The organism is Enhygromyxa salina (assembly GCF_002994635.1).
Classification (GTDB): domain Bacteria; phylum Myxococcota_A; class Polyangia; order Nannocystales; family Nannocystaceae; genus Plesiocystis; species Plesiocystis salina_B.
Map to the genome: position 1 here is coordinate 81,505 of NZ_PVNL01000064.1, position 23,525 is coordinate 105,029.

The window sequence follows — 23,525 nt, forward strand, 5'->3', positions numbered from 1 at the left end:
GACTAGAAGCTCCCCCGCAGCGCCAAGCCGCCGCCGTCGTTGTCAAACCACCCGCTCATGTGCACGCTCGCCTGCTCCTGCGGCCCGGCGGCCTTGCGCTTCTTGACGCCGACCACGATCAGCGCCACGCCAACCGCCACCCCGACGCCGGCCACGACCCCGCCGACATACGCGAGGGTGTTGGCGGTCGCGCCCTTGCGGTCGAGCTCCTCGAGCCGCGCGAGCTCGTCGGGCAGGTTCAGGCTCTCTGCCTCGCGCTGGTTGGCCTGACCCATGGCGATCCCGGCCCCGAGCAGGCCGATGCCACCTGCGCCCAACACCAGCGCGGCCGACCCTCCAGCGATCAGGCCGGTCCCCGGTTTGAGCTCGCGCTTTGGCTTGTCTTCCGTGAGCGCCTCGAGCCGCGCGCGCTCGGCTGCAGCTGCAGCCGCCGCCCGCTCGGCCTCGATCTCCTCGGCCAGGGTGTGAGCCTGCGTCGCCAAGCTCCCAGCCTCGCCCGCCAGCTCGCTGGCGCGGTCACGGGTGACTGGCCGCCAGTCGGTCGCGCTGTAGTTGGTGTCGTCGGCCAGGTACGAGCCGATGTCCTGGGCGACCAGCGCCAGCGACTCGGCCTCGAGCGCGAGCGCGGCGTCGCGGCTCGACTGGGCCTCATCGCGCGCGCGCTCGGCCGCGAGCAAGAACAGCTCTGGATCCCCCAGCTCTTCACCCGCGCTGCGCAGAGACGCCACGGCGGCCCGGGGATCCTGCGCCAGTCCAGCCTCGATCTGGTCCCGCTGAGCCGCCGCGTCTTCGGGCGACTGTCCGCCCTTCGCGAGCGCAAAACGGGGCACCGTGACCAAGGCCAGCACGATCGCTAGCTGTCGCGTGGTTCGCACGCCGGGATGATACGATTCTGGCGAAGTTCACCCAAGCTCGCCCGCGCAACTTGATTTCCTACGCCGCCACGGCTTGTCGTAGCATCAGTCGCCCGGCCCGACGCCGGCCTTGAACTCAGGAGTCTTCAGACATGCGTATCCCCAACTGTAATTCAATGGTCTCTCGGTACCTGATCGTCACCCTCGCCACCAGCGCGACCTCGATGCTCGCGTGCACGGACGACGGCACTGGCGACGAGGCGTCCACCGACGGCAGCGAGACCGCGACCAGCAGCGGCGACGGCGACGGCGACGGCGACGGCATGGAGGGCTCCGAAGCCGAGGGCGACGGCGACGGCGACTCCGGTGATGGTGACGGCGACACCGACCCGGGCGACGGTGATGGCGATCCCGACACGGGCGATGGCGACGGCGACTCCGGTGATGGTGACGGCGACACCGGGGATGGCGATGGCGATGGCGACGGCGACACCGGGGACGGTGACGGCGATGGCGACGGCGACGGCGACACCGGCGACGGCGACGGCGACGGCGATCCGATCTTGGACACCGACATGGACGGGGTCCCGGATCCCGACGACCCGTTCCCGAACGATCCAGACCTGCCTGGCGTCGCGCAGCCCAACTTGGTCTACGCCCACACCAGCTCGCGGCTGTACACGATGGATCCCTTCAACTACCAGATCGCCGAGGTCGGCCAGTTCAGCTTCAACCAGAGCCAGGGCCAGGTCACCGACATCGCTATCGATCGCTGGGGTGTCCTCTACGCGGTCACGTTCAACGACATCTTTGTCTGCGACCCGGGGACCGCGGCGTGCATCTATCTGGGCGATCTGCCGACGAGCTTCAACGGGCTGACCATGGTTCCGCCCGGCACGATCGACCCCGACGATGACACCCTGATCGGTATCGCCAACACTGGCAACTGGTACGCGGTCACGATCGTCAACCAGCAGGCCCAGCTCAACCAGATCGGCCAGTACGGCGGCGGCATGACCTCGTCGGGTGACGCGTTCTCGATTCAGGGCACCGGAACCTTCGGCGCCGTCGACAAGCCTGGCGTCAACAATGGTGACGTGATCGTCGAGTCTGATCCGACCAACGGCATGGTGATCGGCGAGATCGCGACCACGGTCGGCTACTCCTCGCTGTACGGCGTCGCCGGCTGGGAGAACAAGATCTTCGGCTTCAACGCTGGCGGTCAGGTGCTCGAGATCGATCCGAACGGCGGTCAGGTGCAGGTCGTCGCCAACACCAACCACGCCTGGTGGGGCGCGGGGGTGTTCTCGGTCCTGCCGCAGTAGGCCACAGTCGGTCGCTCAGCGAGGACGGGCAGCCTTCTCACGGCTGCCCGTTTTTTTGCTGGTCTTCTTGGTGCTGGTCTTCTTGGTGCTGGTCTTCTTGGTGCTGGTCTTCTTGCGGCTGGTCTTGTTCTTGCCGCCCGGCGGCACGCTGCCCACGAACGCCGCGAGGTGCTCGCCAGTCACCGTCGACCTCGCCGCCACCAGCTCGGCCGGGGTGCCCTCGAACACGACCCGCCCACCGTCGTGGCCCGCGCCTGGGCCGAGGTCGATGATCCAGTCGGCGTGGGTCATCACCGCCTGGTGATGCTCGATCACGATGACCGACTTGCCAGAGTCGACCAGCTGGTCCAGCAGTTTGAGCAGCTGCTCGAGGTCGGCGAGGTGCAGGCCGGTGGTTGGCTCGTCGAGCACATAGACGCCGCCGTCGGCACCCATGTGCGTGGCGAGCTTGACCCGCTGGCGCTCACCGCCCGAGAGGGTCGTGAGCGGCTGGCCGAGCCGCAGGTAGCCGAGCCCCACGTCGGCCAGGCGCTGCAGGATCTTGCGCGCGGCTGGGGTCCGCGCCTCGCCAGTCGCGAAGAAGGCCAGCGCCTCTTCGACGGGCAGATCGAGCACCTCCGCGATGTTGCGCCCGCCGAGCTGGTAGTCCAGGACCGACGCCTGGAACCGTCGCCCCTCGCAGTCTTCGCAGATCGTGCTGACCCCGGCCATCATCGCCAGATCGGTGTAGATCACCCCGGCGCCGTTGCAGGTTGGACAGGCGCCCTCGGAGTTGGCGCTGAACAGGGCCGGCTTCACCCTGTTGGCCTTGGCGAACGCCTTGCGGATCGGATCGAGCAATCCGGTGTAGGTGGCTGGGTTGCTGCGCCGCGAGCCACGGATCGACGTCTGGTCGACCGACACCACGCCCTCCCTGTTGCCCACCGAGCCGTGGATCAGCGAGCTCTTGCCCGACCCAGCGACGCCGGTCACCACCACCAGCACCCCCATCGGAATGTCGACGTCGACCTGCTGCAGGTTGTGCGTGCTCGCGCCCCGCACCTCCATCACGCCTGACGGCGTCCGCACCGACGGCTTGAGGGCCGGCCGGTCGCTCAGGTGACGCCCGGTGAGCGTGCCGCTGTTGCGCAGCCCCTCGAAGCTGCCCTCGAACACGACCTCCCCGCCCGCCGTGCCCGCGCCGGGGCCGAGGTCGACGATGTGATCGGCGATCGCAATGACCTCGGGCTTGTGCTCGACCACGAGGACCGTGTTGCCCTTGTCGCGCAGCCGCAGCAGCAGATCGTTCATCCGCTGGATGTCATGCGGGTGCAGCCCGATCGTCGGCTCGTCGAACACGTAGGTCACGTCGGCGAGCGACGACCCGAGGTGGCGGATCAGCTTGGTGCGCTGGGCCTCCCCGCCCGACAGCGTGCCCGACGGCCGCTCGAGGCTGAGATAGCCCAGCCCGATCTCCACGAACGCGTCGAGCATGTGCTGAAGCGTTGCGACCAGCGGCGCGACAGTTGGATCGTTCAGACCGCGCGCCCACTCGGCGAGGTCGCTGATCTGCATCGCGCAGGCCTCGGCGATGTTGATGCCCTTGATCTTGGACGACCGCGCGGCCTCGTTGAGCCGGGAGCCGCCGCACTCGGGACACTTACTGAAGGTCACCGCCCGCTCCACGAACGCCCGGATGTTCGGCTGCATCGCCTCCTTGTCCTTGTTCAGGAACGACTGCTGGACCCGCGGGACCAGCCCCATGTAGGTCTGCTTCGTGCCCCCGACCTTCACCTTGATCGGCTCTTTGTAGAGGAAGTCGTTCAGCTCCTTCTTCGTGTACTTGCGGATCGGCTTGTCCGCGTCGACGAAGCCCGACTCGGCGATGATGCGCACGCCCCAGCCGTCGGCGGTGTAGCCGGGGATCGTGAGCGCGCCCTGACTGAGCGACTTGGTGTCGTCGTACAGCTGCGAGAGATCGATGTCGGTCGCCGAGCCCATGCCCTCACACCGCGGGCACATGCCGCCCGTGATCGTGAACGTGCGCGTCTCGGTCTTCGCGCCGCCCTTGTCCATGGTGATCGACCCGACCGCGCGGACTGACGGAATGTTGAACGAGAAGGCCTTGGGCGAGCCGATGTACGGCTTGCCGAGCCGGCTGAACAGGACCCGCAACATCGCGCTGGCGTCGGTCACCGTGCCGACCGTCGACCGCGAGCTGGGCCCCATTCGCTCCTGGTCGACGAGGATCGCGGTGGTCAGCCCTTCGAGCACGTCGACCTCGGGCCGGCCCAGCGTCGGCATGAAGCCCTGCAAGAACGCGCTGTAGGTCTCGTTGATCAGCCGCTGCGACTCCGCCGCGATCGTGCCGAACACCAGCGACGACTTGCCTGATCCCGACACGCCCGTGAACACGGTCAGCCGCCGCTTGGGGAGCTCGACGCTGACGTCCTTGAGGTTGTGTTGGCGGGCGCCCTGAACTCGGATGAGGTCGTGGCTGTCGGCGGGGTGTCGGGTCATGCGGTCCTCTCGAGCAAGTCGACGAGCTTGCCGCCCATCAAGCGCCAGCCGTAGCGTGCGCCGCCGAAGTTCTGCTTCTGGTCCGGCTTGAAGCCCGAGTGCAGCAGGGACAGGCGCGTGCCCGTGGGTGTAGGCGCGAGCGTGAAGGTGACGACCGTGTCTATGTCCCCCACCACCCACGTGTAGCTGAGCTTTGTCTGGGGCTCGATCGCCAGGTACTTGCAATTCACGAGGCCGTCCCAGCCGGGCTGCGGCTGGGTCTTGAACGTGAACGCCGCCCCCAGCTCGAGCTTGGCGTTGACCACAGGCAGGAGCCACTGCGCGAGTAGCTCGGGGTCGGTGAGCGCCCGCCACACCTTCTCGGGCGGGTGCTGCAGGTCGAACTCGAACGAGAGGTGCTCCGTCTGGGATGTTGCTGTCTTGTCGGTGAGGGTCATGTGTCCAGTTTCTCCAGCAGTTGATCGAGGCGCTCGAGGTGCTCCGTCCAGAAGCCTCGGTAGTGCGCGATCCAGTCGATGAGTGGTTCCATCCCGCGAGGCTCGACGCTGTAGAAGACGCGACGGCCCTCGCGACGGCCATTGACCAGGCCGGCGTCTCTCAATGTGGCGAGGTGCTGCGAGACCGCCGGCTGGGAGATTTTGAAGCGCGCCGTGATGTCCTTCACCGCCGCCTCGCCGCGGGTGAGCGACTCGAAGATCGCCCGGCGGCTGGGGTCCGACAGGGCGTGGAAGATCCGGTCTTCGACTGCCGCGGTGGCTTGCATGGACGTTAAATAAGCGAGTACTTATTGATTGTCAAACGGCCCAGATGGGCCTGCCAAGTAGCCCTAGCCCCCATCCCAGCCCTACCCACTCCTGACCCTGCCCGAAGGTCATGTACCTGCTTGTTTGATCAGTCGTCGGTGAGCGTGAACGCGAGCGTCATCGAGTAGCGGTCCCACTTCGCAACCTCACCCTTCGGCAGCCGCTTCGTCGCCGCGTACGCGGCCGCCTCGCAGTTGGCCAGCGACACCAGCCGGTAGATGCGATCCCGGCAGTAGCGAAAATCGCTGTAGTGCACGAGCACCCGCCCAGCAGCATCCGTCTCCGTATGCAGCACCGCGGGCCCCCGACGAACCCGCCGCCAGAACGCCGGGATATTCCGCAGCACGAAGCGCCCGGTCGTGATGGTCAGGATCATCCCAAAGAAGCGATTAATCCCAACCGTCGCCACCCCCCGCATCAGCGCCATGAACCGCTCGTCGTCATCCTGCGCGAGGTGTTGATACAGCGCGTGCACCACCCGACGCATCTCCGTCTCGGGGTACCAGTCCCCCGTGTCCACGTCCTCGAACATGCCGCTCGTTCGCGGCGGCAGCAACTTCATCAGGGCGTCCCACTCGGCTTGGCCGAAGGTCTCGATCACGTGGGTCTGCACGCTCGCCAACGCGAGCCCCTTGATCTGATGAACATCGTCGACGATCGATCCATCGCTGAATGATCCAGAGCTGCTCGCGGGCGTGTCGGCCATGGCAGACTCTACCGGTTTTCACGGGTGCAAGCCGCGCACGCGACTCGTCCCACGCACGCCCCCTCCCCGTGACCTCCAGGTCGCCAGTCGTCAAGGGACAATATTGAAGTTCGGGCTCGAGATCGTGATGCCCGAGGGCATCGAGCTCTCGACCCGCGTGCCGAACCCAAGCCGAACACCCCCCAAATAAAACGGCGACTCGGTCTGCATCTCGATATCCCACGCGACCGCGTCCATCGAGCTCTCGAAGTAGATCATCCCGCCCTGTTCACGAATCTGCCAATACCGAGGCCGAGGCACATAGATCGAGGTGTCCAAGAATATCGTCGAATCCCCCTCGACGATCTCCGCATAAAACACGTCGTCCCCACGAAACCCATACTCGATCCTGTCACCGACCACGTTGGTGACCACCATGAAAAAGCGAAGCGGAGCATGAAACGATGTGATCGCCGGAACATCGAGCAGCACCCCTTGCCCGACGATTGAGTAGAGGTCATTGGTCCGCAGCACACAGGTGCACGATTGCGCCCCACTCATGCCAAACCGCATCGCCCCGCCCGTCTCGTCGATCGAGCAATCGGCGCCGCACGATGGATTCGACCATCGCGGATCAATGTCCCCGTCCTCGAAGTCGTCAAAGAACGAGCCAGCCGGTGGCGCCTCGGGCCCATCCCCCCCATTGCAGCCCTGGTCGATCCCATCGCCGGGGATCTCGGCGATCGGCTCCCCGGGCACACACGGCGTCTCCACGCCCCGCACGCACGCCGAAGGTGTATTGCTACTCTGACAATGCCCGACTCCGCAGCCATCATTGCTGACGTAGTCATCATCAGCGATCCCATCGCAGTCGTCATCGATCCCGTCGCAGGTCTGATCATCGGTCGCCGACCCGCAACCCGAGCCCGAGCCGTCCGTACCATCCGTACTGTCCGAGCCACCCGTGCTCACCTCGGCGCTGCCCGTCTCCGACACATCATCGCGCTCCACGCCAAACAGGGGGTTGATCTCAAAACACGCCGCGAGCGCACAAACGGCCACTCCGGAGACCAGCAGCGATCTTCCTCCAGCCATGACCGGCAAGATACCGCACTTGGCACCGAGGCGCGAATGCGCCTGATCCGCCACAAGCCCGCCCTCGCCCGCAAAAACTGCAGGATGCGATCGACTCAGTCAGGCCGCCAGGCGCTGTCGCGCATGGTCAGCACCTCAAACCCGTCATCGGTCACCAAGATCGTGTGCTCGGTCTGCGCGCTGAGCTGGCGATCACGCGTCACCGCCGTCCACCCATCGCTCAGAATATCGCAGTGCGAGCTACCCTGGCTGAGCATCGGCTCGATCGTGAAGGTCATGCCCGGGCGCAGCTTCATGCCATGCCCACGGATCCCAACATGGTGAACCTGCGGCGCCATGTGCATCTCGCGGCCGATCCCGTGACCACAGAAGCGATCGACGATCGCGTAGCCATGCCGCTCGTGGGCGAAATCGAAGATCGCGGCCCCGATGTCGCCGAGCGCCTTGCCGGGCCCGACCTCCAGGATCCCCTGCCACATCGCCCGGCGGGTGACGTCGATCAGCTTGCGGGCGTCGTCGCTGATCTCCCCCACGGTGAACATCTCGGAGGTGTCGCCACACCACCCGTCGACGATCGTGGTGACGTCGATGTTGATGATGTCACCGTCGCCGAGCTTGCGCGGACCGGGGACGCCGTGACACACGACCTCGTTGACCGAGGTGCAGACCGAGTTGGGGAAGCCCTTGTAGTTGAGCGGAGCCGGGTACGCGCCGTGCTCCACGATATAGTCGTGGCACAGCCGGTCGAGCTCACCGGTGCTCACACCAGCGCGCACGTGGGGTCGAATGTAGTCGAGCACGGAGGCGGCAAACCGGCAGGTCGCTCGCATCTTCTCGATCTCGTCGGGTGTCTTGACGTCGACGGACATGGCGAGGCGCGCCGAGCATGGTAGCCCACGACCCAGGAGCCCGTGGTGCAATGCCTGGCCGGGACTCGCCAAGCCACGGGAGCTGTGCCACGCTCCCGGCCCGGTGCCGGAGCTTCGACGCAGTGACCCCGAGCAGCTGCTCTCGGGGCTCGAGAGCCGCCGGCTGCTGATCGTCAGCGGGAAGGGCGGCGTGGGTCGGACCACCGTCGCGGCGCTGCTGGGGGCGGCGCTGGCGAGCCGCGGCCATAAGGTCCTGATCGCCACCACCGGGCACGATGACCGGCTCGCGTGGATGCTGGGGGGTGAGCGGCTCACCGACACCCCGCTCGAGGTCGCGCCCAACCTCGACATCCAGCGCCTGGTCCCCGAGACCTGCGTCGAGGAGTACGGCGCGCTGGTGACCCGCAGTCAGCGCCTGTCGCACATGGTGTTCGGCAACAAGGCGGTGCGTCGGCTCCTGCGAGCGATCCCCGGCCTCGACGACTTCGCGATTCTCGGCAAGGTCTGGCACGAGGCCGTCCGCGCCCGCAGCTACGACACGATCGTGTTCGACGGCCCGGCCTCGGGGCACCTGCGCCTGGTCCTGGGCGTGCCGCAGGCGATCTTGGCGACGGTCGCCGACGGCCCGCTGACCCGCGAGGCCACCGCCATGCGCGACTCGCTGCAAGACCCCTCGGTCTGCGCGGCGGTGCTGGTCGGGCTGCCCGAGCCGTGGCCGCTGACCGAGCTCGGCGAGCTCGCGACCGCGCTGCGCCGCGAGATCGGCATGGGCGCGGGCACCCTCGTCGTCAACAAGCTATGGCCGCTGCTGCCCGACCTCGACCACGACACGCGCCCCGCACCCGACACCAGCGAAGCCGTCGAGGCCGCGCTGCGGGTCGTCAACGAGATCGGTGAGCGTGGCCGCGAGCAGCGTGAGGTCGTGGCTGCGTGGCTCGACGGCCGCGCAAACCTCGACGAGCAGCTGGTCACGGTCCCGTGGTGGCCATGGGGGCTCGACGAGCTGGCCGACATTCGAGCGTTGCTCGCCACGATCCAGGCCGGAGGGGACGCCGCCGATGCCGAGCTCTAACCCCTCAGCCCTCGGCCTCGTCCGAGTCATCGGGCGCGAGCTCGATCAGCAGCTGGCCCGCGTCGACAGTGTCACCCTCGGCGACGGCGACGCTGCGCACCACCCCGGCGCTGGGCGCATGCAGCTCGTTCTCCATCTTCATGGCCTCGACGATGATCGCGGGCGCGCCAAGCTCGACCCGCTCGCCCACCGCAATCAGGATCTTGACCACGCGACCCGGCATCGGGGCCGTCAGCGAGCCGCTGCCCGTGGCCCCCGCGCTGGTGCCCAGCGCCGCCGCGAGCCGGGCCTCTTGCTCGGTCTGAACGCTCAACCGCACCCGCTGGCCAGCCACCCACGCCTCGCTCGGGCGCGGCTCTCCAGCGAGCGTGACAGGCAGCTGGCTGGCGTCCTCGGGCCCGTGCGGGCTGACCCGCAGGGCGTGCGCCCCGGCCTCGGCGACCTCGAACGCGTGACCATCGACGAAGATCTTCTGTTCACCCGCCGCGTCGGTCTCGACCTCGACCTCGTGCTCGCGCTCGCCCACGCGGATGCGATACCCCTGACGTTGGCTCCTCGAGCTCCTCATCATCGAAGTGGGAGCCTATGTCATGGCTGACAGCACGTCCACGGTGTTTCAGGATCGCCGGTTGGTGCTCTGCGTCGGTCCTGGCGGCGTCGGCAAGACCACCTGCGCAGCTGCGCTCGGGCTCCACGCGGCCGCGCGCGGGCGCAAGGTCGTGGTCGTCACGATCGACCCTGCGCGACGGCTCGCGCAGGCGCTGGGGCTCGAGGACAGCACGCCCGGCGAGGTCGTGTCGGTCGTGCGCGAGCCTGACGTGCACCTCGACGCGCTGATCCTCGACGGCGCCAAGGTGTTCGAGAGCATCGTCCGCGACAACGCCAGCACCCCGCAGACCGCCGAGAAGATCCTGAGCAGCCGCATGTATCAGGCCACCGCCCAGCGGCTGTCGGGCGCGCTCGAGTTCGCGGCCATGGCCCGGGTCCAGATGCTCGTCGACGCGGGCCAGCATGATCTGATCGTGCTCGACACCCCGCCCACCGCCAACGCGATCGACTTTCTCGACGCGCCCAAGCGCGTGCGCGAGCTGATCGACAACCCCGGCGCGCGGCTGTTGGCCGGCACCGGTCGGCTCGGCGCGCGGATCTTGGGGCTCGGCAGCTCGGTGCTCAGCAAGACGCTCGAGACGATCGGCGGCGGCCAGTTCATTGGTGATCTCGGCGCGTTCTTGCGCGAGTTCGCCGACGTGCTCGAAGAATTCCACCGCCGCGGCGGCAACTTCGAGCAGCTCCTGCGCAGCCGCGCGACCGGGGTGCTGCTGGTGACCAGCGCGTCGACCTTCTCGGTCCGCGAGGCCGAGGCGTTCCTGACTCAGCTGGCCGACTACGGCCTGCGGGTCGACGCGGTCGTGCTCAACCGGATCGACAAGACCGTCCCAGAGCCGCCGCCGCGCGAGCAGCTCGAGGCCTCGCTCGGGCCCGAGCACCGCGATCAGCTCGATCGAATCTGGACGGCCTACGCGGGCGCGCGGGCGCTGGGCGAGCGAACCCGTCGCTCGATCGAGGCGATCAGCTCCTCGCGGGCGAACCTGCAGGTGTGGACAGCCTCGCGCCAGGCCGACCCGCCCGACACGCTGCCCGAGCTGCGCGAGCTCGGAGCCGAGATCTTCGGCTGACATTCAGCTGAATTTCGCCCGACCTGGGCGCGATCGAGTGTGTTAGCAATGATCTGTCCATGCTCGTGTTCGGTGCGCTGTTGTTGCTATTGAGCCCGCCCGCGCCGCTGCATGACGCGCCCGAGCCCGCCCCGGTCGAGCAACGCAGCGCAGACCAGCTCGACCCCGCAAGCGCCGAGGTCCTCCCACTGCCAGCCGCCCCGCCCAGCGACCCAACGCCGGCCTGGGTCGAGCCGCCGCCGCCCGAGCTCATCCAGAGCGAGCCGCCCGACCCGTTCGTCGAGCCGCCAGTCCGCCCCCGTCGGACCCAGCGCTGCCTGCCCGAGGTCGACCCCTGCGTCCACACAATGAGCGCGCGCCTGTTGCTCGCGGGGCTCGGGGCGATCTCGACGGCCGCCGCGGTCGTGCTGGTGTTCCAGGCCGGCGACCGCGGCCAGATCGGCGACCCGGCGATGGCGATCGCGGGCGCCGGCGTGATCGCAATGGGCGGCGCGAGCATCGGTGGCATCGTCGGTGTGCTCGGCCGCGACGGCCCGACCCTGCCCGACCGCATCACGCCGGCCACCGTCGCGCTCTCACTCGCGCTCGGCGGCTCGGACCACACCGATGAGTCCGTCCCCTATGGACTGTCTGGCTCGATCGCGCCGACCTGGTCGTTCCCGCGTGACCGCGGGCGCCTGCGCCTGATCGGCAGCGTTGGCGGCAACTTGGGCAATCAGCTCGAGCGCGACCCTCGACCGCAGACCCAAGACCCCGACGGCAGCTTTGCGACCGCGCTCGAGCGCCACGGCTGGCGCTTCGACCTCGGCCTGGACTTGGCCGTCCGCCTGCCCTACCCGCTCGCCCAGCGTCGGCCCGGGTGGCTCGGGCAGCTCGAGCTTCGCTACAAGCCCCTCGTGTTGTTCGCCCACGACTCGCTCACGCTCGGCGAGGAGCCGAGGATCAGCCAGCGCCTGGCCCTGATCCCGCTCAACTTCGGCGTACGCTGGCACATCTCGCCGCGCCAGCGCTTTACGTTCTACATGAGTCCACGCTGGGATCTAAACGGGTACGGCGAGCCCGGCAATGTACCGCTTGGCCGGTTCACGCCCGCGCCGATCTACGCCGAGTCATGGTTCGATCTCGACATTCCGCTGCGCAAGCTCGCCAGCGCTGGGCGGCCCGCGGTGATCGGGCAATACACAGTTGGCTATGTGCACTCGCGCTTTTACGGCGAGGGCATGAACTTCGGCTCGGTCGTTGGATTCTTGGGCCAAGTCGCCACGCAATTCGCGGTTCGTGTGCGCCCGCTCGGGTCGCCGGTCGCCTATCAATTCGAGCTCGGCGCGCGCGTGGGTGGGGGCCTCAACCCCTACGCTCGCGTGGGTCTCGTGCTCCCCAATTTCGGAGGTCCCAGGCAATGATGCGCGCAGGCTCCCCAGGCACCCTACTCCACGCCGGGCTCGCGCTCGGCCTCGCCAGCAGCCTCATGGGATGCACCGAGACCGAGTGCGCGACCCCCGACTACACCCGCGCAGAGTGCCGCGTGCTGGCCGAGAACGGCTTCGCGCGGCTGTTGAGCTCGAGCGGCGTCGAGCTGCGCTTTCAAGCCCCGGGCGCGACCGATCCAAGCGCCTCGTACTCGGCCGAGGGCATCGTCGTCGAGCGCGGCGCGGCGATCCACGCTCGCGTCGCCCACATGGGAGAGTTTGCGCTGTCGCTGCGCAACCCCGCCAACCAGGCGCGAACGCTCGAGCTCGAGCTGTCCAACGTTCACCCGCTCGCAACCCTCGAGGACAACCCGCAGATCATTCAGCAGCCGCTCGTGGGTACCAGCACCACGCGTCAATTGCTGGTGACCGTACCCGCGCGGGGCGAGACGTGGGTGCGCGGCGGCCTGAGCCACGCCAGCGCCTGCCCGCCCGTGTTTCGCCTGGCGGTGCTCGCTGACATCCAGACCAACCCGACCCAGTTCGCCCGCATCATCGAGCGGATTCACAAAGAGGCCGGCCTCGCCCAGGCCGCGGGCGAGCTGCTCGCGGGCGTGGTCGTGGCTGGGGATCTGACCGAGTCGTCGACCGAAGACGAGTTTGGTGTGTTTCAGGGCTTGCTCGAGTCATCCGCCGTCCCGTTCGCGCTCACCCCCGGCAACCACGACGTCTACGACTCGCACATGCCGTTTTACAATCAGAACTTCGGGCCCGGGAACTACGCCTTTGACGTGTGTGGGGCCCATATCGCCATGCTGGACACTGGCTCGGGCGCGATCGCGGAGTCGGTCGTCGGGCGGCTGCCCGAGCTGTTTGATCCTGGCGATAGCAAGTACTCGCTCACGGTCATGCACCACCCCCCTCACCCTGGGCTGACCGGCGGTGGCTGGTCCCGCGAGGATCTGGCGATGATCACCCTTGGTGAGTTTGTGCATCAGGGCGGAGATCTGGTGATCGCGGGGCACGCTCACATGCTGCGGGAGTTTACTGATCTCTCGGTTGCGGGCGGGACGGTTCGCGAGATTATCGCTGGCACCGCGGGCGCGTGGCAGGGCGCTGGGCAGCCGATCTATGGGTATGTGCGGCTGACCTTCGCGGCTGGTGAGATCGACGCATGCTTTGTGGAGGTGCCACCACCCGGGGGGGTGCCGCATGTGGAGACGCCTACGAGCATCCCGGTGTGCGACGAGGCTTGAGAGCAGCCTAATCGCTCGTCCGAGCTCGGCGACGGCGGAGGAGGGCATCCCCGAGCAGGACCGCGCCCGCCCAGGCACCACACACCAGCCCGGCCCAGAGCGGGTGTCCAGAGAAGACGCCTGTTAGAAGCAGCGCCACTCCGCCGACGCCAATGGTCGCGGCGCGCAGCTCATCCCGATAAAGCTCAGCCCAGCCCCGCAATGTGGCTAGCCTTCCCGATGAGTTACTCGCAGTATTCGTTGAGCTTGTCATCGCCATACGTCCAAGCCGCCGCCATCCCGCCGGCACATGGAATGCACGCAGGCCCACCACCCACGCAGCAAGCGGCCATGCCTGCGCCGACGACTCCCGCCCAAATGTAGCGACCTGCTCACAGGACTTTTCGGCCCCACGCGCTGGACTTGAAGGTTTGGGAGTCCGGCGCAAACGCATCGAGCAGCTCCACCCCGGGCTCTGCGGCGAGCCCCGCGAGGGCAGCCGCCGCAAGCTCGCTAGCGCCCGGAGCCGTGGACATCCACGAACTCGAGCCGCTCGCGTCCCACGCCGCGTGCAGAAGAGCGTCGCCGTCGACAGACAAATACCCGTCTCCGTGATCCGCGTCGCTGGCGATCATGACTACTCCGCCGTCTGCCCGTCAGGCAGCGTATATGACACTGAGGCCCAGCGGACGCGCTGACCTTCCTGTGTAGTGTACTCGCCGGAGTCGGCCGCGGGCGGGGGCTGGTAGCTCGGGCCAGGAGCGAGGGCGAGAGTGAGTATCGTGTGCGCGAGCACGCGGAAAATTTATCTATCCCGCACTCGCCGGCAACCGCAAACGTGGCACCGAGCCCTCGCCGGGTGACGCTGACTCTTCGCGCGTCGACGCTCACGCGGCGGAGCGAACGCGGTCGGCGCCGAGGCTTCCGCGGAAGCCTGCTTCTGCTGCTCACTGGGCTACGACGACTGCCCCAACGCCGCATCGGCCACGAACCGTTGGCGGCTCAACGAAATCTCACGACCTGGCCGTTCCCAAGCCCACCGCTGGCTGGCGAGGGAAACATTGCTCTCGTTCGGTGGCTCCACGCCAACCTGCCCTTGCTGCCAGAAGCACTCAATTAGCCGTGGATACTCGACTATCGCATCGCAATCACCCCCCAAAGAACTCCAGGATCTCCTCACTCGCCGCATACGCATCCCTGCGCCCTAGCTCGATCAACCGCTCAGCAAGCCGACCATCCAGAAACAAGATCGAAGCCAGGAGCGCCTGATGACCAGCCTCCTCGCAACCAGCATTTCGCAGCAGCACCCGCCACAGCAAACTCAGCCTACCGCTGGCAAGCTCCTCGCGCATGAACTCCGAGGTCAGCAGAGCAATATTCTCACTCGGCCGAAACACCAGGGTAGGGATCGGCCGGTGAGGCAGGATCTGATGCTCCTCGAACTTCTCAATGACCTCGGCCATCGTGGGCGGGTCAATGGTCTCCGCCACGGCCTCGAACGCACGATTGGTCTGCAACAATGTGTTGAGGCTAGACAAATCGGGATCAAGCAGCAACGCCGCGCAGATCTGCCCTAGCAGATAAATAAAGCTGGGATACTCCAGCTTTCCCTCCCGCCCGGGCCTGTGCTGCTCGTGGAGCGAGATCACGACAACCCGGTCAGCGTCGACCCGCAGGGCCGGGAGCACGGGTGTCGCCAAGCTGAGCCCGCTGTCCATGTAATAGCGACCGCCGATCCCCTGAGCAGGGAACATGAACGGCAGGGCGGTCGAAGCCAGCACGCGCTCGAGGGTGACCGGCTCGAGCTCCGTGCGCGCGGGCTCGGGGTACGCGCGCAGCTTCACCCCCTCCGCGAGCTCGGCAAACAAGGTGGCGCGTCCTTCCTGAATGTCGTGGGCGCCAATCACGACCGCGTCGACGATCGCGTTGCGGACGTTCGCGTGCAGCCGGTCCCAGTCGATCTCTTGCTCGAGCAGGGCTTCGACCGGGCGCGGGTCGAACAGCGAGCGACCCACATAGCCGGATATGGGGAATTTCTCGCGTCCACGACAGCCGGGCAGCCGCAGGCGTGGGTAACCCCAGAGCAACGAGGACGGCGAGAACCGCAGGCTCTGGCTGACATCCAGGTTCTTCCATAGCCGCACGAGCCCATCGATCGCGTGGTCGGCCCGATCCGCGTTGGCGGCCAGATACGCGGTGTTGATCGCACCGATCGAGCTCCCGGAGAACGAGTTGAACAGCGGCGGTCCAGCGGCGCCGCGGCGGCCGAGCAGATCGACCATCGCATCGATCACGCCCACCTGGTACGCGCCGCGCACCCCGCCTGCGGATAGGACAATGGCGCATCGATCCGTTCTCGTGGACATGGCGGTCCAAAAGCATGCGCCGTGACAAAGACGCACGCCTGCGCGCTAGCCAGATCACCTCCGGCGGGGCCACGAGCGACCACCTATGCGTTTGTTGCTCACGCCGGTCGAACCGGCGCCCTTCCAGACGCCGCTGGCGCCTGGAGTAGCGTGGGCAGCGAGCTCACCAGCCGGCGTCGGCGACCTTGAGGTACGAGTCTTCGCCGCTCTCGCACAGCACCGCGAGCCGAGCGTTGTCGGCCAAGTCGGTGCGGATCCAGTAGCGGGCCGCCTCGACCTTGGCGCGGTAGTAGTCGGTCGACTGGGTGTCGACGTTGCCCGCGAGCGCACGGCAAGCGGCGGCGGCCATGCGCAGCCACTGCCACGAGATGATCAAGTTTGCGAACAGGTTCAGGTAGTCGACGCTGTGCGCGAGCATGCCGATCGTGTCGCCACCGAGGCCGCGCCCGCCGAGCACCTGGGTCAGCCCGGTCGCCCGCGCGAGCTCGATCTTGACGGTGTCGCACAGCTCTTCGTCGACGCCGCAGCGGCGCGCGTCCTCGATGTCCGCGCGCAGCTCGGCGCTGAGGGCCATGAGCGCCTGCCCACCCTTGGCCACGACCTTGCGCCCGAGCAGGTCCAGGCTCTGGATCGCGGTGGTGCCCTCGTGGATGCTGTTGAGCCGCTGCTCGCGTAGCCACAGCTCGGGCAGGTACTCGCTCGAATACCCGTAGCCGCCGTGAATCTGCAGGGCCAGGCTGCACGACTCGAACCCACGCTCGGCGGCGAAGGTCTTGGTCACGGGCGTGAGAATGTCGAGGATCAACTTGGCCCGCTCGCGCTCGGCTTGCTCGGCGGCGTGGGTGGCCAGGTCGGCGTAGCTGGCGGTCATGATCAACAGCGACATGCAGCCCTCCACGATCGCCTTTTGGCGCAGCAGCATGCGGCGGACGTCGGGGTGCTCGATGATCGGCACCGGACCCGGGGCGCTGGCGCTGCCGTTCAGGCGACGACCCTGGGTCCGCTCGCGCGCGTAGGCCAGCGACTCGTGGTAGGCGGCCGAGGCCGAGCCGGTCGCGTTGGCGCCGACCAGCAGCCGAGCCTCGTTCATCATCTGGAACATGTAGCTGAGGCCCTTGCACGGCTCGCCGACGATCCAACCCTGACAGTCGTCGCTCTCGCCGTAGCTCAGGCCCAGGCTGGGCAGGCCCTTCCAGCCGATCTTGTGGATCATCTGGCTGGTGTGCACGTCGTTGAACTCGAGCCCGTCGGCGCCGGGTCGCATGCGGGGGACCGCGAACAGCGAGATCCCGCGGGTCCCGCCCGGGTCGCCCACGCGCCGGGCCAAGGTCAGGTGCACGATGTTGTCGAGGAACTGGTTGTCCCCGCCCGAGATGAAGATCTTGCTGCCCTTGATGTTGTAGACGCCCTCGCGCCCGGGGATCGGAGTGGCGCTGGAGGTCAGATCACCGAGGCTGCTGCCGGCTTGCGGCTCGGTCAGCGACATCGTGCCGCTCCACTCGCCCGCGTACATCCGATCCATGAAGGTGCGCTTGAGCTCCTCGCTGCCAAAGCTCTCGATCAGGTGGGCGGAGCCGGCGGTCAGCAGCGGATAGCCAGACGCGCCCGCGTTGGCGGCCATCAGATAGAGGTACGCGATCGTGGTGATGCAGCTGGGCAGCTGCGCGCCACCGACCGACTCCGGCCGACCGGCGGTCAGGATCCCCAGCTCGACCATGCTGGCGTAGGCCTGTCCGGTCTTGGGGTGATCGTGGATCCGCCCGTCGATCAGCTGGGGCGGCTGCTCGTCCATCTCGCGCACCAGCGGGTACAGCTGCTCGCGCGAGAGCTTGGCCGCGCTGGCCAAGAACAGGTCGAAGGTCTCCCGATCGTGGTCCGCGAACGCTGGCATTTTGCACAGTCGCAGCACGTCGTGGACCTCGTAGAGCAGGAATTCGACGTCACGATCACGAACGAGCGGGTTGGGCGCGGACATCCGGGATCAGTGTCGCACGGCCGCTCAACGCTCGCCAAACACTTGCGCCCAATAGCGGACGTACTTGGCGTCGGTGTCGGGGGCGTGGCCAATCCCGATCTCGTTGGCGGCCGGATCCATGAGCTGGGCGCACAGCCCGTTGCTGCCCATGATCGCGGTCACCACCTGCTCGGCCGTCGTCTGGCGGGCGCCGATGTTCTGACTGAGCGCGGCGCCGTCGTACTCGGCCAGGTCGGCCCGGTCGGCGAAGGTCAGGCCGTCCGGGTCGAGGTTGCTGAAGTAGTCCTGCGCGCCCATGTCGACCGCGTGCCTGCGAGCAGCGCAGCGCAGCGCGGGGTCCATCGTCAGGGGCTGGGCCGGCTCGAAGCTGTCTGGGCCGCACATGGCACCCGCCGCGCGGCGCTCGTTGACGGCGACCAAGACCTGGTCCTCGAGCTGGGCGAGGGCCGGGTCCCAGGCGCTGACCGACGCGCAGTACTCGACGTCGGCGGGCACCTCTGGCTGCTCGGGGTCGGCCTGGGTCCCCGTGCATGCCCCGGTGCCCGCGCAGATCACCGAGCACAGTCCCACCGCGAGCAGCCGTGATCGTGAATGCGCCACGGCAATGATCTAACCACAAACGCCGGGCTTTGGTAGCCTCCGCGCATCTTGAACGGTGCAACGTCACGCCCGCTCACTTACCTGGGCATCTTCGCGGTCGCGCTGTCGACCCTGATGCTCGAGGTGCTGCTGACCCGGATCACCAGCGTGATCGCCTGGTACCACCTGGCCTTCTTCGTGATCTCGCTGGGCATGCTGGGCATGACCGCGGGCGCGGTGCTGGTGTTCTTGCTGCCCCAGGTGTTCAGCGACGACCGGATCCCCGAGCGCCTGGCCCAGTCGGCGCTGGCGTTCGCGGCCACGACCCCGGTTGCGATCGGCATGGCCATGGCGATCCCGCTGCTGCCGATCGACGACCTCATGGACTTCTTCGCGCTGCTGGTCTACGGCGGCGCGGTCGCGGTCCCGTTTGCGCTGGGCGGCGTGACCTTGACCCTGGCGCTGACCCGCGCCGGGCTGCCCGCGTCGATCGCCTACGGGGTCGATCTGTGCGGCGCGGCGATCGGCTGCGCGCTGGTGATCCCGCTGCTCGATGCATTCGATGCCGCGAGCGCGGCGTTGCTCAGCGCGGCGGTCGCTGGCGTGAGCGCGGCGTGCTTTGGGCTCGCGCGCGGGCCAGCGGGGCGCAAGCAGATGATCGGCGGGGCTGGTCTGGCGCTCGCGCTGATCGGCCTGGGTGTCAGCAACGCGAGCAGTGAGCCCGCGCCGCTGCGGCCCGCGTGGGTCAAGGCCACGCCCGAGGATCCCGAGCAGTTCGAGTGGATCGGCTGGAACACCTACTCGCGCGTGACCGTGGACCAGACCATCGAGGTCCCGCCGCACATGTGGGCGGGCAGCCGCCTGATGCCGCTTCCGCTGCGCGAGCCAGTGCCACAGCGGGCGATCAAGATCGACGGGGCGGCCGCAACCATGATGTTCGAGCACGGCGACGAGCTCGACAACCACGCGCACATCGACTGGGACATCACCTCGTTCGCGCACCAGCTGCGCCCCAACGGCCCGGCCGCGGTGATCGGCGTGGGTGGGGGTCGCGACATCATCGTCGCCGCCCGAGCTGGTCACTCGCCGGTCGTCGGGGTCGAGCTCAATGATCTGATCGTCGAGCTGCACACCACGGTCATGGAGGACTACTCGCGGCTCACGCGGATCCCCGGCGTCGAGCTGGTGTCCGACGAGGCCCGCAGCCACATGTCTCGCGAGCAGCGGCGGTTCTCGGTCATCACGATGTCGCTGATCGACACCTGGGCCTCGACCGGGGCCGGCAGCTACAGCCTGTCCGAGAACGGCCTGTACACCGTCGAGGCCTGGCAGGTGTTCATGGATCGGCTCGAGGACGACGGGATCTACACCGTCTCGCGCTGGTACCACCCCAAGTCGCCCGGCGAGACCGCGCGCATGCTCGCGCTGGGGCTCGAGGTCCTGTGGCGACGCGGCGTCGAAGATCCCCACCAGCACCTGATCTTGCTGCAGAACCTCAACGTCGCGACCTTGCTGATCTCGCCGACGCCGTTCGCCAAGCGCGACATCGACGACATGCAGACCGCCGCGGTCGAGCAGGGGCTGACCATGATCGCAACCCCGCGCCGGGGGCCGCTCCACGAGGGCGTGCTCGCGCAGCTGTGGGCGCTGGACAGCCAAGACGCCCTGTGGGCTTGGGCCCGCCAGCAAGAGCTGGATCTGACCCCACCGACCGACGACCGGCCGTTCTTCTTCAACACGCTCAAGCCCAGCACCTGGCTGCAAGACCCCGAGTCGGTCGACCGGCTCGACGTGTCGTTCTTGGGCAACTTGCAGGCCACGCAGACGCTGGTCTACGCGACCTTGGTCAGCCTGCTGCTCACGCTGGTCACGGTGATCGGCCCGCTCCTGGCCCGACGCCGGGAGCTGCGTGAAGTCGGGGGCCGGGATCTGGCCGCGGCCACCGCCTACTTCGCGCTGATCGGGCTGGGCTTCATGTTCGTCGAGATCGGGCTTTTGTCGCGACTCAACGTGTTCCTGGGCCACCCCACCGTCGCGCTCGCCGTATTGCTTGGCGGCATCATCTTGTTCACGGGGATCGGCAGCCTCGCGTCGAGCAAGCTGCAGATCGAGCCGGGGACCAAGCTGGCCAAGCTGTTCCCGCTCGCGCCCTTCGTGCTGGTGGTCATCGCCGCGCTGGCCTCGGGCCCGCTGACCCACGCGTTCGTCGGCAGCGGCATGGGCGTGCGGGTGCTCGTGGGGGTCGTCACCGTCGCCGTGCCCGCGCTCGGCATGGGCCTGGGCTTTCCGCTGGGGCTGCGCCTGGTCCAGCGCCGCCGCGAGTCCGACGGCGGGCCGGAGCTCGGTCCGTGGCTGTGGGGCATCAACGGCGCCGCGGGGGTCTGCGCGAGCGGCCTGGCCCTGGGGTGTTCCATGGTCTGGGGCGTGCCGGTCACGCTCGCGGTCGGTGCGGCGTGTTATCTAGTGTTGCTGGTCTGTACGTTTCGTCTGGGCCGGGCATGACTGAAGAGGGATCGCGTGAAGCCATGAAGGTGCTGTTCCTTTCTCCCCACTACCCCGAAGAGATGCCCGAGTTCACCCGCGGCCTGGCCGAGGTCGGGGCTCAGGTCTACGGCGTTGGCGAGCTGCCGGCCCGCGCCCTGCCGCCCAAGGTCAAGCGACACCTGCACGACTACCTGCAGCTGCCCGGCTTGATGGACGAGAGCCGATCGCTCGGTCGCCTGGTCGACGTGGCCCGGCAGATCGGCGCGGACCGGGTCGAGACCCTGTGGGAGCCGCTGGTCATGCTCGCCGCCAGCGTGCGCGAAGCTCTGGGCATGCCGGGCATGCACCGCGACACCGCGCTTGGGTTTCGCGACAAGCCGATCATGAAGGCGCGGCTGGTCCCGGCTGGTGTTCGCATGCCTCGCAACGCCAGGTCGGCCACGGTCGAGGGCGCGCTGCAGGCCGCGCGAGAGATCGGCTACCCGGTCGTGCTCAAGCCGGTCGCCGGGGCGGGCACCGCTGACACCTGGCGAGTCGACGACGAGGACCAGGCCAAGGCCAAGCTCGCGACCATGGGCCACGTCGTGGAGGTCAGCATCGAGGAGTTCATTGCGGGCGAGGAATTCACCTACGACGTGGTCACCGTCGAAGGTAAGCCGGTGTTCGAGAGCGTGACCCAGTACCACCCGCCGCCGCTGCAAGGGCGCACGCTCGAGTGGATCAGCCCGGCGCAGATCACCTTGCGCGATCCATACATTCCCGCGACCGAGGTCGGCATCGAGCTCGGCCGGCAGGTGCTCACCGCCCTCAACATGGGCACCGGGTTTGCGCACCTCGAGTGGTTCAAGACCAGCAAGGGCGAGGCCGTGTTCAGTGAGATCGCCTGCCGCAGCGGGGGCGGCAAGCTCATGGATGCGATCAACGCCGCCAACGAGATCGATATCTATCGGGAGTGGGCGCGGGCGGTCTGCTGGCACTCGTTCGAGGCTGTGCCAAAGCGCAGGTATCACGTGGCCACGGTGTTCAAGCGGGCGTTTGGCCAGGGGCGGATCACGCGGATCGAGGGGCTGGACAAGGTCTATCGGCGCTGTCATGGCGGGCTGGTGATCGCGGACTTGCTGCCGGTTGGGCACCCACGGCGCAACTGGAAGGCGACGCTGCTTGGCGATGGGTACGTGATGATGCGCAGCGTGGACTACCGGGATCTGTGCGAGATGCGAGACGAGGCCGTGAACTCGCTGCGCATGTTTGCGGGGTGAGAACGCGCGGATGCTGCACCCCAACGCGTTCTAGCGATCAATGTCCTCGCCGGCCCGGAGCCAAGCGTGCAAGCACAGCCGCGCTAACACGTCGACCAAGCCACGGTCGGACTTGCCCTCGGCGATGAGCGCCGCTCGCATCAGCCCTCCTCCGTGGTGGCGGCATCGAGCGCGGTGGCATCCAAGTAGTTGAATAGGGGCAACATGACCCCCCGCTCGCCTTCACGACAACGCCAGGTCTCGCGGATCGGGTGAAGCCGGAGCACCCGGGCGCTGTGCTGCTCCGGGCCCGAGATCAGCGCTGTCGTGGCCATCAGCAGGTCCCCCTGGGACCGCTCAAAAATCTCGCGGACGAGCTCGGAAGAGTGCGTATTGACGATGACCTGGCGCAGTGGGAACTCCTCGAGCTTGCCAAGTTCCTCGAGATCCGACGTGATATCTTCGCTCAGATCAGTCGCCAACCCGAGCAGTAGCTCAGCGAGATCGGCAAAACGAAGCGGGTGAATCCCGTTCTCGGGCTCTTCGACATACCACATTGTCCCGCGTCCAAGACCGAGCAGGACCAGCGCGAGGTAGCGAAGCGTGCCATCAGAGAGCCCGCGCGCCGAGACCTCTTCGCCATTTTGGAGGGTCGCGCGAAGGGTCAAGAGCCCTCGCTCAGCGTCCTCATCGACCCAGATCTTTCGAAGTGACGCAATCGGCGAGAGCTTGGTGACAACCTCGGCCGAGAGCGCGTCGGGATCCTCGCCCAATTCAGACAAGTTCGATTGCGGATAGCCAGGATTCGTCAGTTCCATGAGCCGGAGCGGGAGCGGGAATTCCCCTGCCCTTCGCCCCGAATCGCGTTTGTCAGACTCGAGCTCATATGGCTTGCGAAGCTCGTCGGGTTCGAGGCCGATCCGACGCCAACTGCGGATGGTGTCGCCGGCCACCAGCAGCGCCGGGAGTTCCATCGTTCGATAGTGGTTGAGCATGGGCCAGCAGCCAGCGCAGACGCCGCTCAGCGCGCCGCTCGAGATCACCAGCGGCCACTCAGCGTGGTCCCACCTTGGTCTTAGCGGTTACTCGCGTCGTCGAGATCCCAGCCGACCCCGCAGCGAACGGTGGGCTGGTGGCGATAGACGGTAGTCGAGGTGGCGAGAAACACGCATCTGTGCGAAGCGGGCCGAGCGTCGGCGAAGTGTCGGACTCGACGCGCGGGTGAGCGACCCGCGGGGCGATGGCCGTGCCCGATTTCACGTCGAGCCTGGTCTCGTTCCCAGTTCGAGACACCCGACGCCATCGCTACCTGCACGGCGTCGATGTAGATCGTTGGCGACGACTCGACCCGACGTTCGACC

The 23,525-nt window shown here is 67.6% G+C and carries 20 protein-coding genes; 7 read left to right on the forward strand and 13 right to left on the reverse strand.

Going from position 1 to position 23,525, the window contains the following annotated elements; genetic code table 11:
• Positions 1-2: 2 nt before the first annotated feature.
• The gene (locus ENSA7_RS17350) at positions 3-875 is read right to left on the reverse strand and encodes a hypothetical protein (protein WP_106090412.1); all 873 of its coding nucleotides are present in this window, start codon (positions 873-875) and stop codon (positions 3-5) included.
• A gap of 131 nt (positions 876-1,006) precedes the next feature.
• Here ENSA7_RS17350 and ENSA7_RS43760 point away from each other — a divergent pair, with 131 nt between their 5' ends.
• Positions 1,007-2,179: a hypothetical protein gene (locus tag ENSA7_RS43760; RefSeq protein WP_181233831.1), complete on the forward strand. Its 1,173-nt coding sequence runs from the start codon at positions 1,007-1,009 to the stop codon at positions 2,177-2,179.
• A gap of 15 nt (positions 2,180-2,194) precedes the next feature.
• On the opposite strand, the gene ENSA7_RS17365 is transcribed toward ENSA7_RS43760, so the two are convergent.
• The 6 genes from ENSA7_RS17365 to map all read right to left on the reverse strand — a co-directional run bounded on the left by ENSA7_RS17365 (position 2,195) and on the right by map (position 8,130).
• Positions 2,195-4,678, reverse strand: a complete 2,484-nt coding sequence (locus ENSA7_RS17365; protein WP_106090414.1) for an ATP-binding cassette domain-containing protein — start codon at positions 4,676-4,678, stop codon at positions 2,195-2,197.
• Positions 4,675-5,115: an SRPBCC family protein gene (locus ENSA7_RS17370; protein WP_106090415.1), complete on the reverse strand. Its 441-nt coding sequence runs from the start codon at positions 5,113-5,115 to the stop codon at positions 4,675-4,677. The genes ENSA7_RS17365 and ENSA7_RS17370 overlap by 4 nt, the downstream gene beginning before the upstream one ends.
• Positions 5,112-5,441 (reverse strand): ArsR/SmtB family transcription factor, encoded by a 330-nt coding sequence (locus ENSA7_RS17375; RefSeq protein ID WP_106090416.1) that lies wholly within the window; start codon positions 5,439-5,441, stop codon positions 5,112-5,114. The genes ENSA7_RS17370 and ENSA7_RS17375 overlap by 4 nt, the downstream gene beginning before the upstream one ends.
• Before the next feature lie 128 nt (positions 5,442-5,569).
• Entirely contained in the window at positions 5,570-6,187 is a 618-nt protein-coding gene (locus tag ENSA7_RS17380; protein ID WP_106090417.1) for a hypothetical protein, read from the reverse strand.
• A 90-nt stretch (positions 6,188-6,277) separates the two neighbouring features.
• Positions 6,278-7,261, reverse strand: coding sequence for a hypothetical protein (locus tag ENSA7_RS17385; RefSeq protein ID WP_146157802.1), 984 nt, complete (start codon positions 7,259-7,261; stop codon positions 6,278-6,280).
• 95 nt (positions 7,262-7,356) lie between these two features.
• Positions 7,357-8,130 (reverse strand): type I methionyl aminopeptidase, encoded by a 774-nt coding sequence (map, locus tag ENSA7_RS17390; RefSeq protein ID WP_106090419.1) that lies wholly within the window; start codon positions 8,128-8,130, stop codon positions 7,357-7,359.
• A gap of 103 nt (positions 8,131-8,233) precedes the next feature.
• Here map and ENSA7_RS17395 point away from each other — a divergent pair, with 103 nt between their 5' ends.
• Complete coding sequence (locus ENSA7_RS17395) at positions 8,234-9,202, forward strand: ArsA family ATPase (RefSeq protein ID WP_181233832.1); 969 nt, start codon at positions 8,234-8,236, stop codon at positions 9,200-9,202.
• Positions 9,203-9,206: 4 nt separating this feature from the next.
• On the opposite strand, the gene ENSA7_RS45780 is transcribed toward ENSA7_RS17395, so the two are convergent.
• Complete coding sequence (locus tag ENSA7_RS45780) at positions 9,207-9,728, reverse strand: biotin/lipoyl-containing protein (protein ID WP_280524015.1); 522 nt, start codon at positions 9,726-9,728, stop codon at positions 9,207-9,209.
• A 64-nt stretch (positions 9,729-9,792) separates the two neighbouring features.
• Between ENSA7_RS45780 and ENSA7_RS17405 the strand changes: the two genes are divergently transcribed.
• From ENSA7_RS17405 to ENSA7_RS17415, 3 genes are read left to right on the forward strand one after another with little or no spacing between them, the layout of a single operon-like run.
• Positions 9,793-10,878, forward strand: a complete 1,086-nt coding sequence (locus ENSA7_RS17405; RefSeq protein WP_106090422.1) for an ArsA family ATPase — start codon at positions 9,793-9,795, stop codon at positions 10,876-10,878.
• 59 nt (positions 10,879-10,937) lie between these two features.
• Positions 10,938-12,281 (forward strand): hypothetical protein, encoded by a 1,344-nt coding sequence (locus ENSA7_RS43765; RefSeq protein WP_106090423.1) that lies wholly within the window; start codon positions 10,938-10,940, stop codon positions 12,279-12,281.
• Positions 12,281-13,543, forward strand: coding sequence for a metallophosphoesterase family protein (locus ENSA7_RS17415; protein ID WP_181233833.1), 1,263 nt, complete (start codon positions 12,281-12,283; stop codon positions 13,541-13,543). The genes ENSA7_RS43765 and ENSA7_RS17415 overlap by 1 nt, the downstream gene beginning before the upstream one ends.
• A 371-nt stretch (positions 13,544-13,914) precedes the next feature.
• Here ENSA7_RS17415 and ENSA7_RS17420 read toward each other — a convergent pair whose 3' ends face one another.
• From ENSA7_RS17420 to ENSA7_RS17435, 4 genes are all read right to left on the reverse strand, one after another.
• Complete coding sequence (locus tag ENSA7_RS17420) at positions 13,915-14,157, reverse strand: hypothetical protein (RefSeq protein WP_106090425.1); 243 nt, start codon at positions 14,155-14,157, stop codon at positions 13,915-13,917.
• Between the two features lie 513 nt (positions 14,158-14,670).
• Positions 14,671-15,888 (reverse strand): patatin-like phospholipase family protein, encoded by a 1,218-nt coding sequence (locus ENSA7_RS17425; protein WP_106090426.1) that lies wholly within the window; start codon positions 15,886-15,888, stop codon positions 14,671-14,673.
• A gap of 163 nt (positions 15,889-16,051) precedes the next feature.
• Positions 16,052-17,863: an acyl-CoA dehydrogenase gene (locus tag ENSA7_RS17430; RefSeq protein WP_106090427.1), complete on the reverse strand. Its 1,812-nt coding sequence runs from the start codon at positions 17,861-17,863 to the stop codon at positions 16,052-16,054.
• 24 nt (positions 17,864-17,887) lie between these two features.
• Entirely contained in the window at positions 17,888-18,463 is a 576-nt protein-coding gene (locus ENSA7_RS17435) for a CAP domain-containing protein (RefSeq protein ID WP_146157804.1), read from the reverse strand.
• A 48-nt stretch (positions 18,464-18,511) separates the two neighbouring features.
• Between ENSA7_RS17435 and ENSA7_RS17440 the strand changes: the two genes are divergently transcribed.
• Both ENSA7_RS17440 and ENSA7_RS17445 read left to right on the forward strand, forming a co-directional pair.
• Entirely contained in the window at positions 18,512-20,944 is a 2,433-nt protein-coding gene (locus ENSA7_RS17440) for a spermidine synthase family protein (protein WP_106090429.1), read from the forward strand.
• A complete protein-coding gene (locus ENSA7_RS17445; RefSeq protein WP_146157805.1) occupies positions 20,941-22,185 on the forward strand; it encodes an ATP-grasp domain-containing protein in 1,245 nt (414 codons plus the stop codon). The genes ENSA7_RS17440 and ENSA7_RS17445 overlap by 4 nt, the downstream gene beginning before the upstream one ends.
• 140 nt (positions 22,186-22,325) lie before the next feature.
• On the opposite strand, the gene ENSA7_RS17450 is transcribed toward ENSA7_RS17445, so the two are convergent.
• Positions 22,326-23,159: an AAA family ATPase gene (locus ENSA7_RS17450; protein ID WP_146157806.1), complete on the reverse strand. Its 834-nt coding sequence runs from the start codon at positions 23,157-23,159 to the stop codon at positions 22,326-22,328.
• Between the last annotated feature and the right edge of the window lie 366 nt (positions 23,160-23,525).

Coding starts and splice junctions, on each gene's coding strand:
- ENSA7_RS43760 (WP_181233831.1), top strand. CDS start 1,007: ATGCGTATCCCCAACTGTAATTCAATGGTCTCTCGGTACCTGATCGTC.
- ENSA7_RS17405 (WP_106090422.1), top strand. CDS start 9,793: ATGGCTGACAGCACGTCCACGGTGTTTCAGGATCGCCGGTTGGTGCTC.
- ENSA7_RS17430 (WP_106090427.1), bottom strand. CDS start 17,863: ATGTCCGCGCCCAACCCGCTCGTTCGTGATCGTGACGTCGAATTCCTG.
- ENSA7_RS17385 (WP_146157802.1), bottom strand. CDS start 7,261: ATGGCTGGAGGAAGATCGCTGCTGGTCTCCGGAGTGGCCGTTTGTGCG.
- ENSA7_RS17370 (WP_106090415.1), bottom strand. CDS start 5,115: ATGACCCTCACCGACAAGACAGCAACATCCCAGACGGAGCACCTCTCG.
- map (WP_106090419.1), bottom strand. CDS start 8,130: ATGTCCGTCGACGTCAAGACACCCGACGAGATCGAGAAGATGCGAGCG.
- ENSA7_RS43765 (WP_106090423.1), top strand. CDS start 10,938: ATGCTCGTGTTCGGTGCGCTGTTGTTGCTATTGAGCCCGCCCGCGCCG.
- ENSA7_RS17365 (WP_106090414.1), bottom strand. CDS start 4,678: ATGACCCGACACCCCGCCGACAGCCACGACCTCATCCGAGTTCAGGGC.
- ENSA7_RS17425 (WP_106090426.1), bottom strand. CDS start 15,888: ATGTCCACGAGAACGGATCGATGCGCCATTGTCCTATCCGCAGGCGGG.
- ENSA7_RS17380 (WP_106090417.1), bottom strand. CDS start 6,187: ATGGCCGACACGCCCGCGAGCAGCTCTGGATCATTCAGCGATGGATCG.
- ENSA7_RS17415 (WP_181233833.1), top strand. CDS start 12,281: ATGCGCGCAGGCTCCCCAGGCACCCTACTCCACGCCGGGCTCGCGCTC.
- ENSA7_RS17450 (WP_146157806.1), bottom strand. CDS start 23,159: ATGCTCAACCACTATCGAACGATGGAACTCCCGGCGCTGCTGGTGGCC.
- ENSA7_RS17375 (WP_106090416.1), bottom strand. CDS start 5,441: ATGCAAGCCACCGCGGCAGTCGAAGACCGGATCTTCCACGCCCTGTCG.
- ENSA7_RS17445 (WP_146157805.1), top strand. CDS start 20,941: ATGACTGAAGAGGGATCGCGTGAAGCCATGAAGGTGCTGTTCCTTTCT.
- ENSA7_RS17420 (WP_106090425.1), bottom strand. CDS start 14,157: ATGATCGCCAGCGACGCGGATCACGGAGACGGGTATTTGTCTGTCGAC.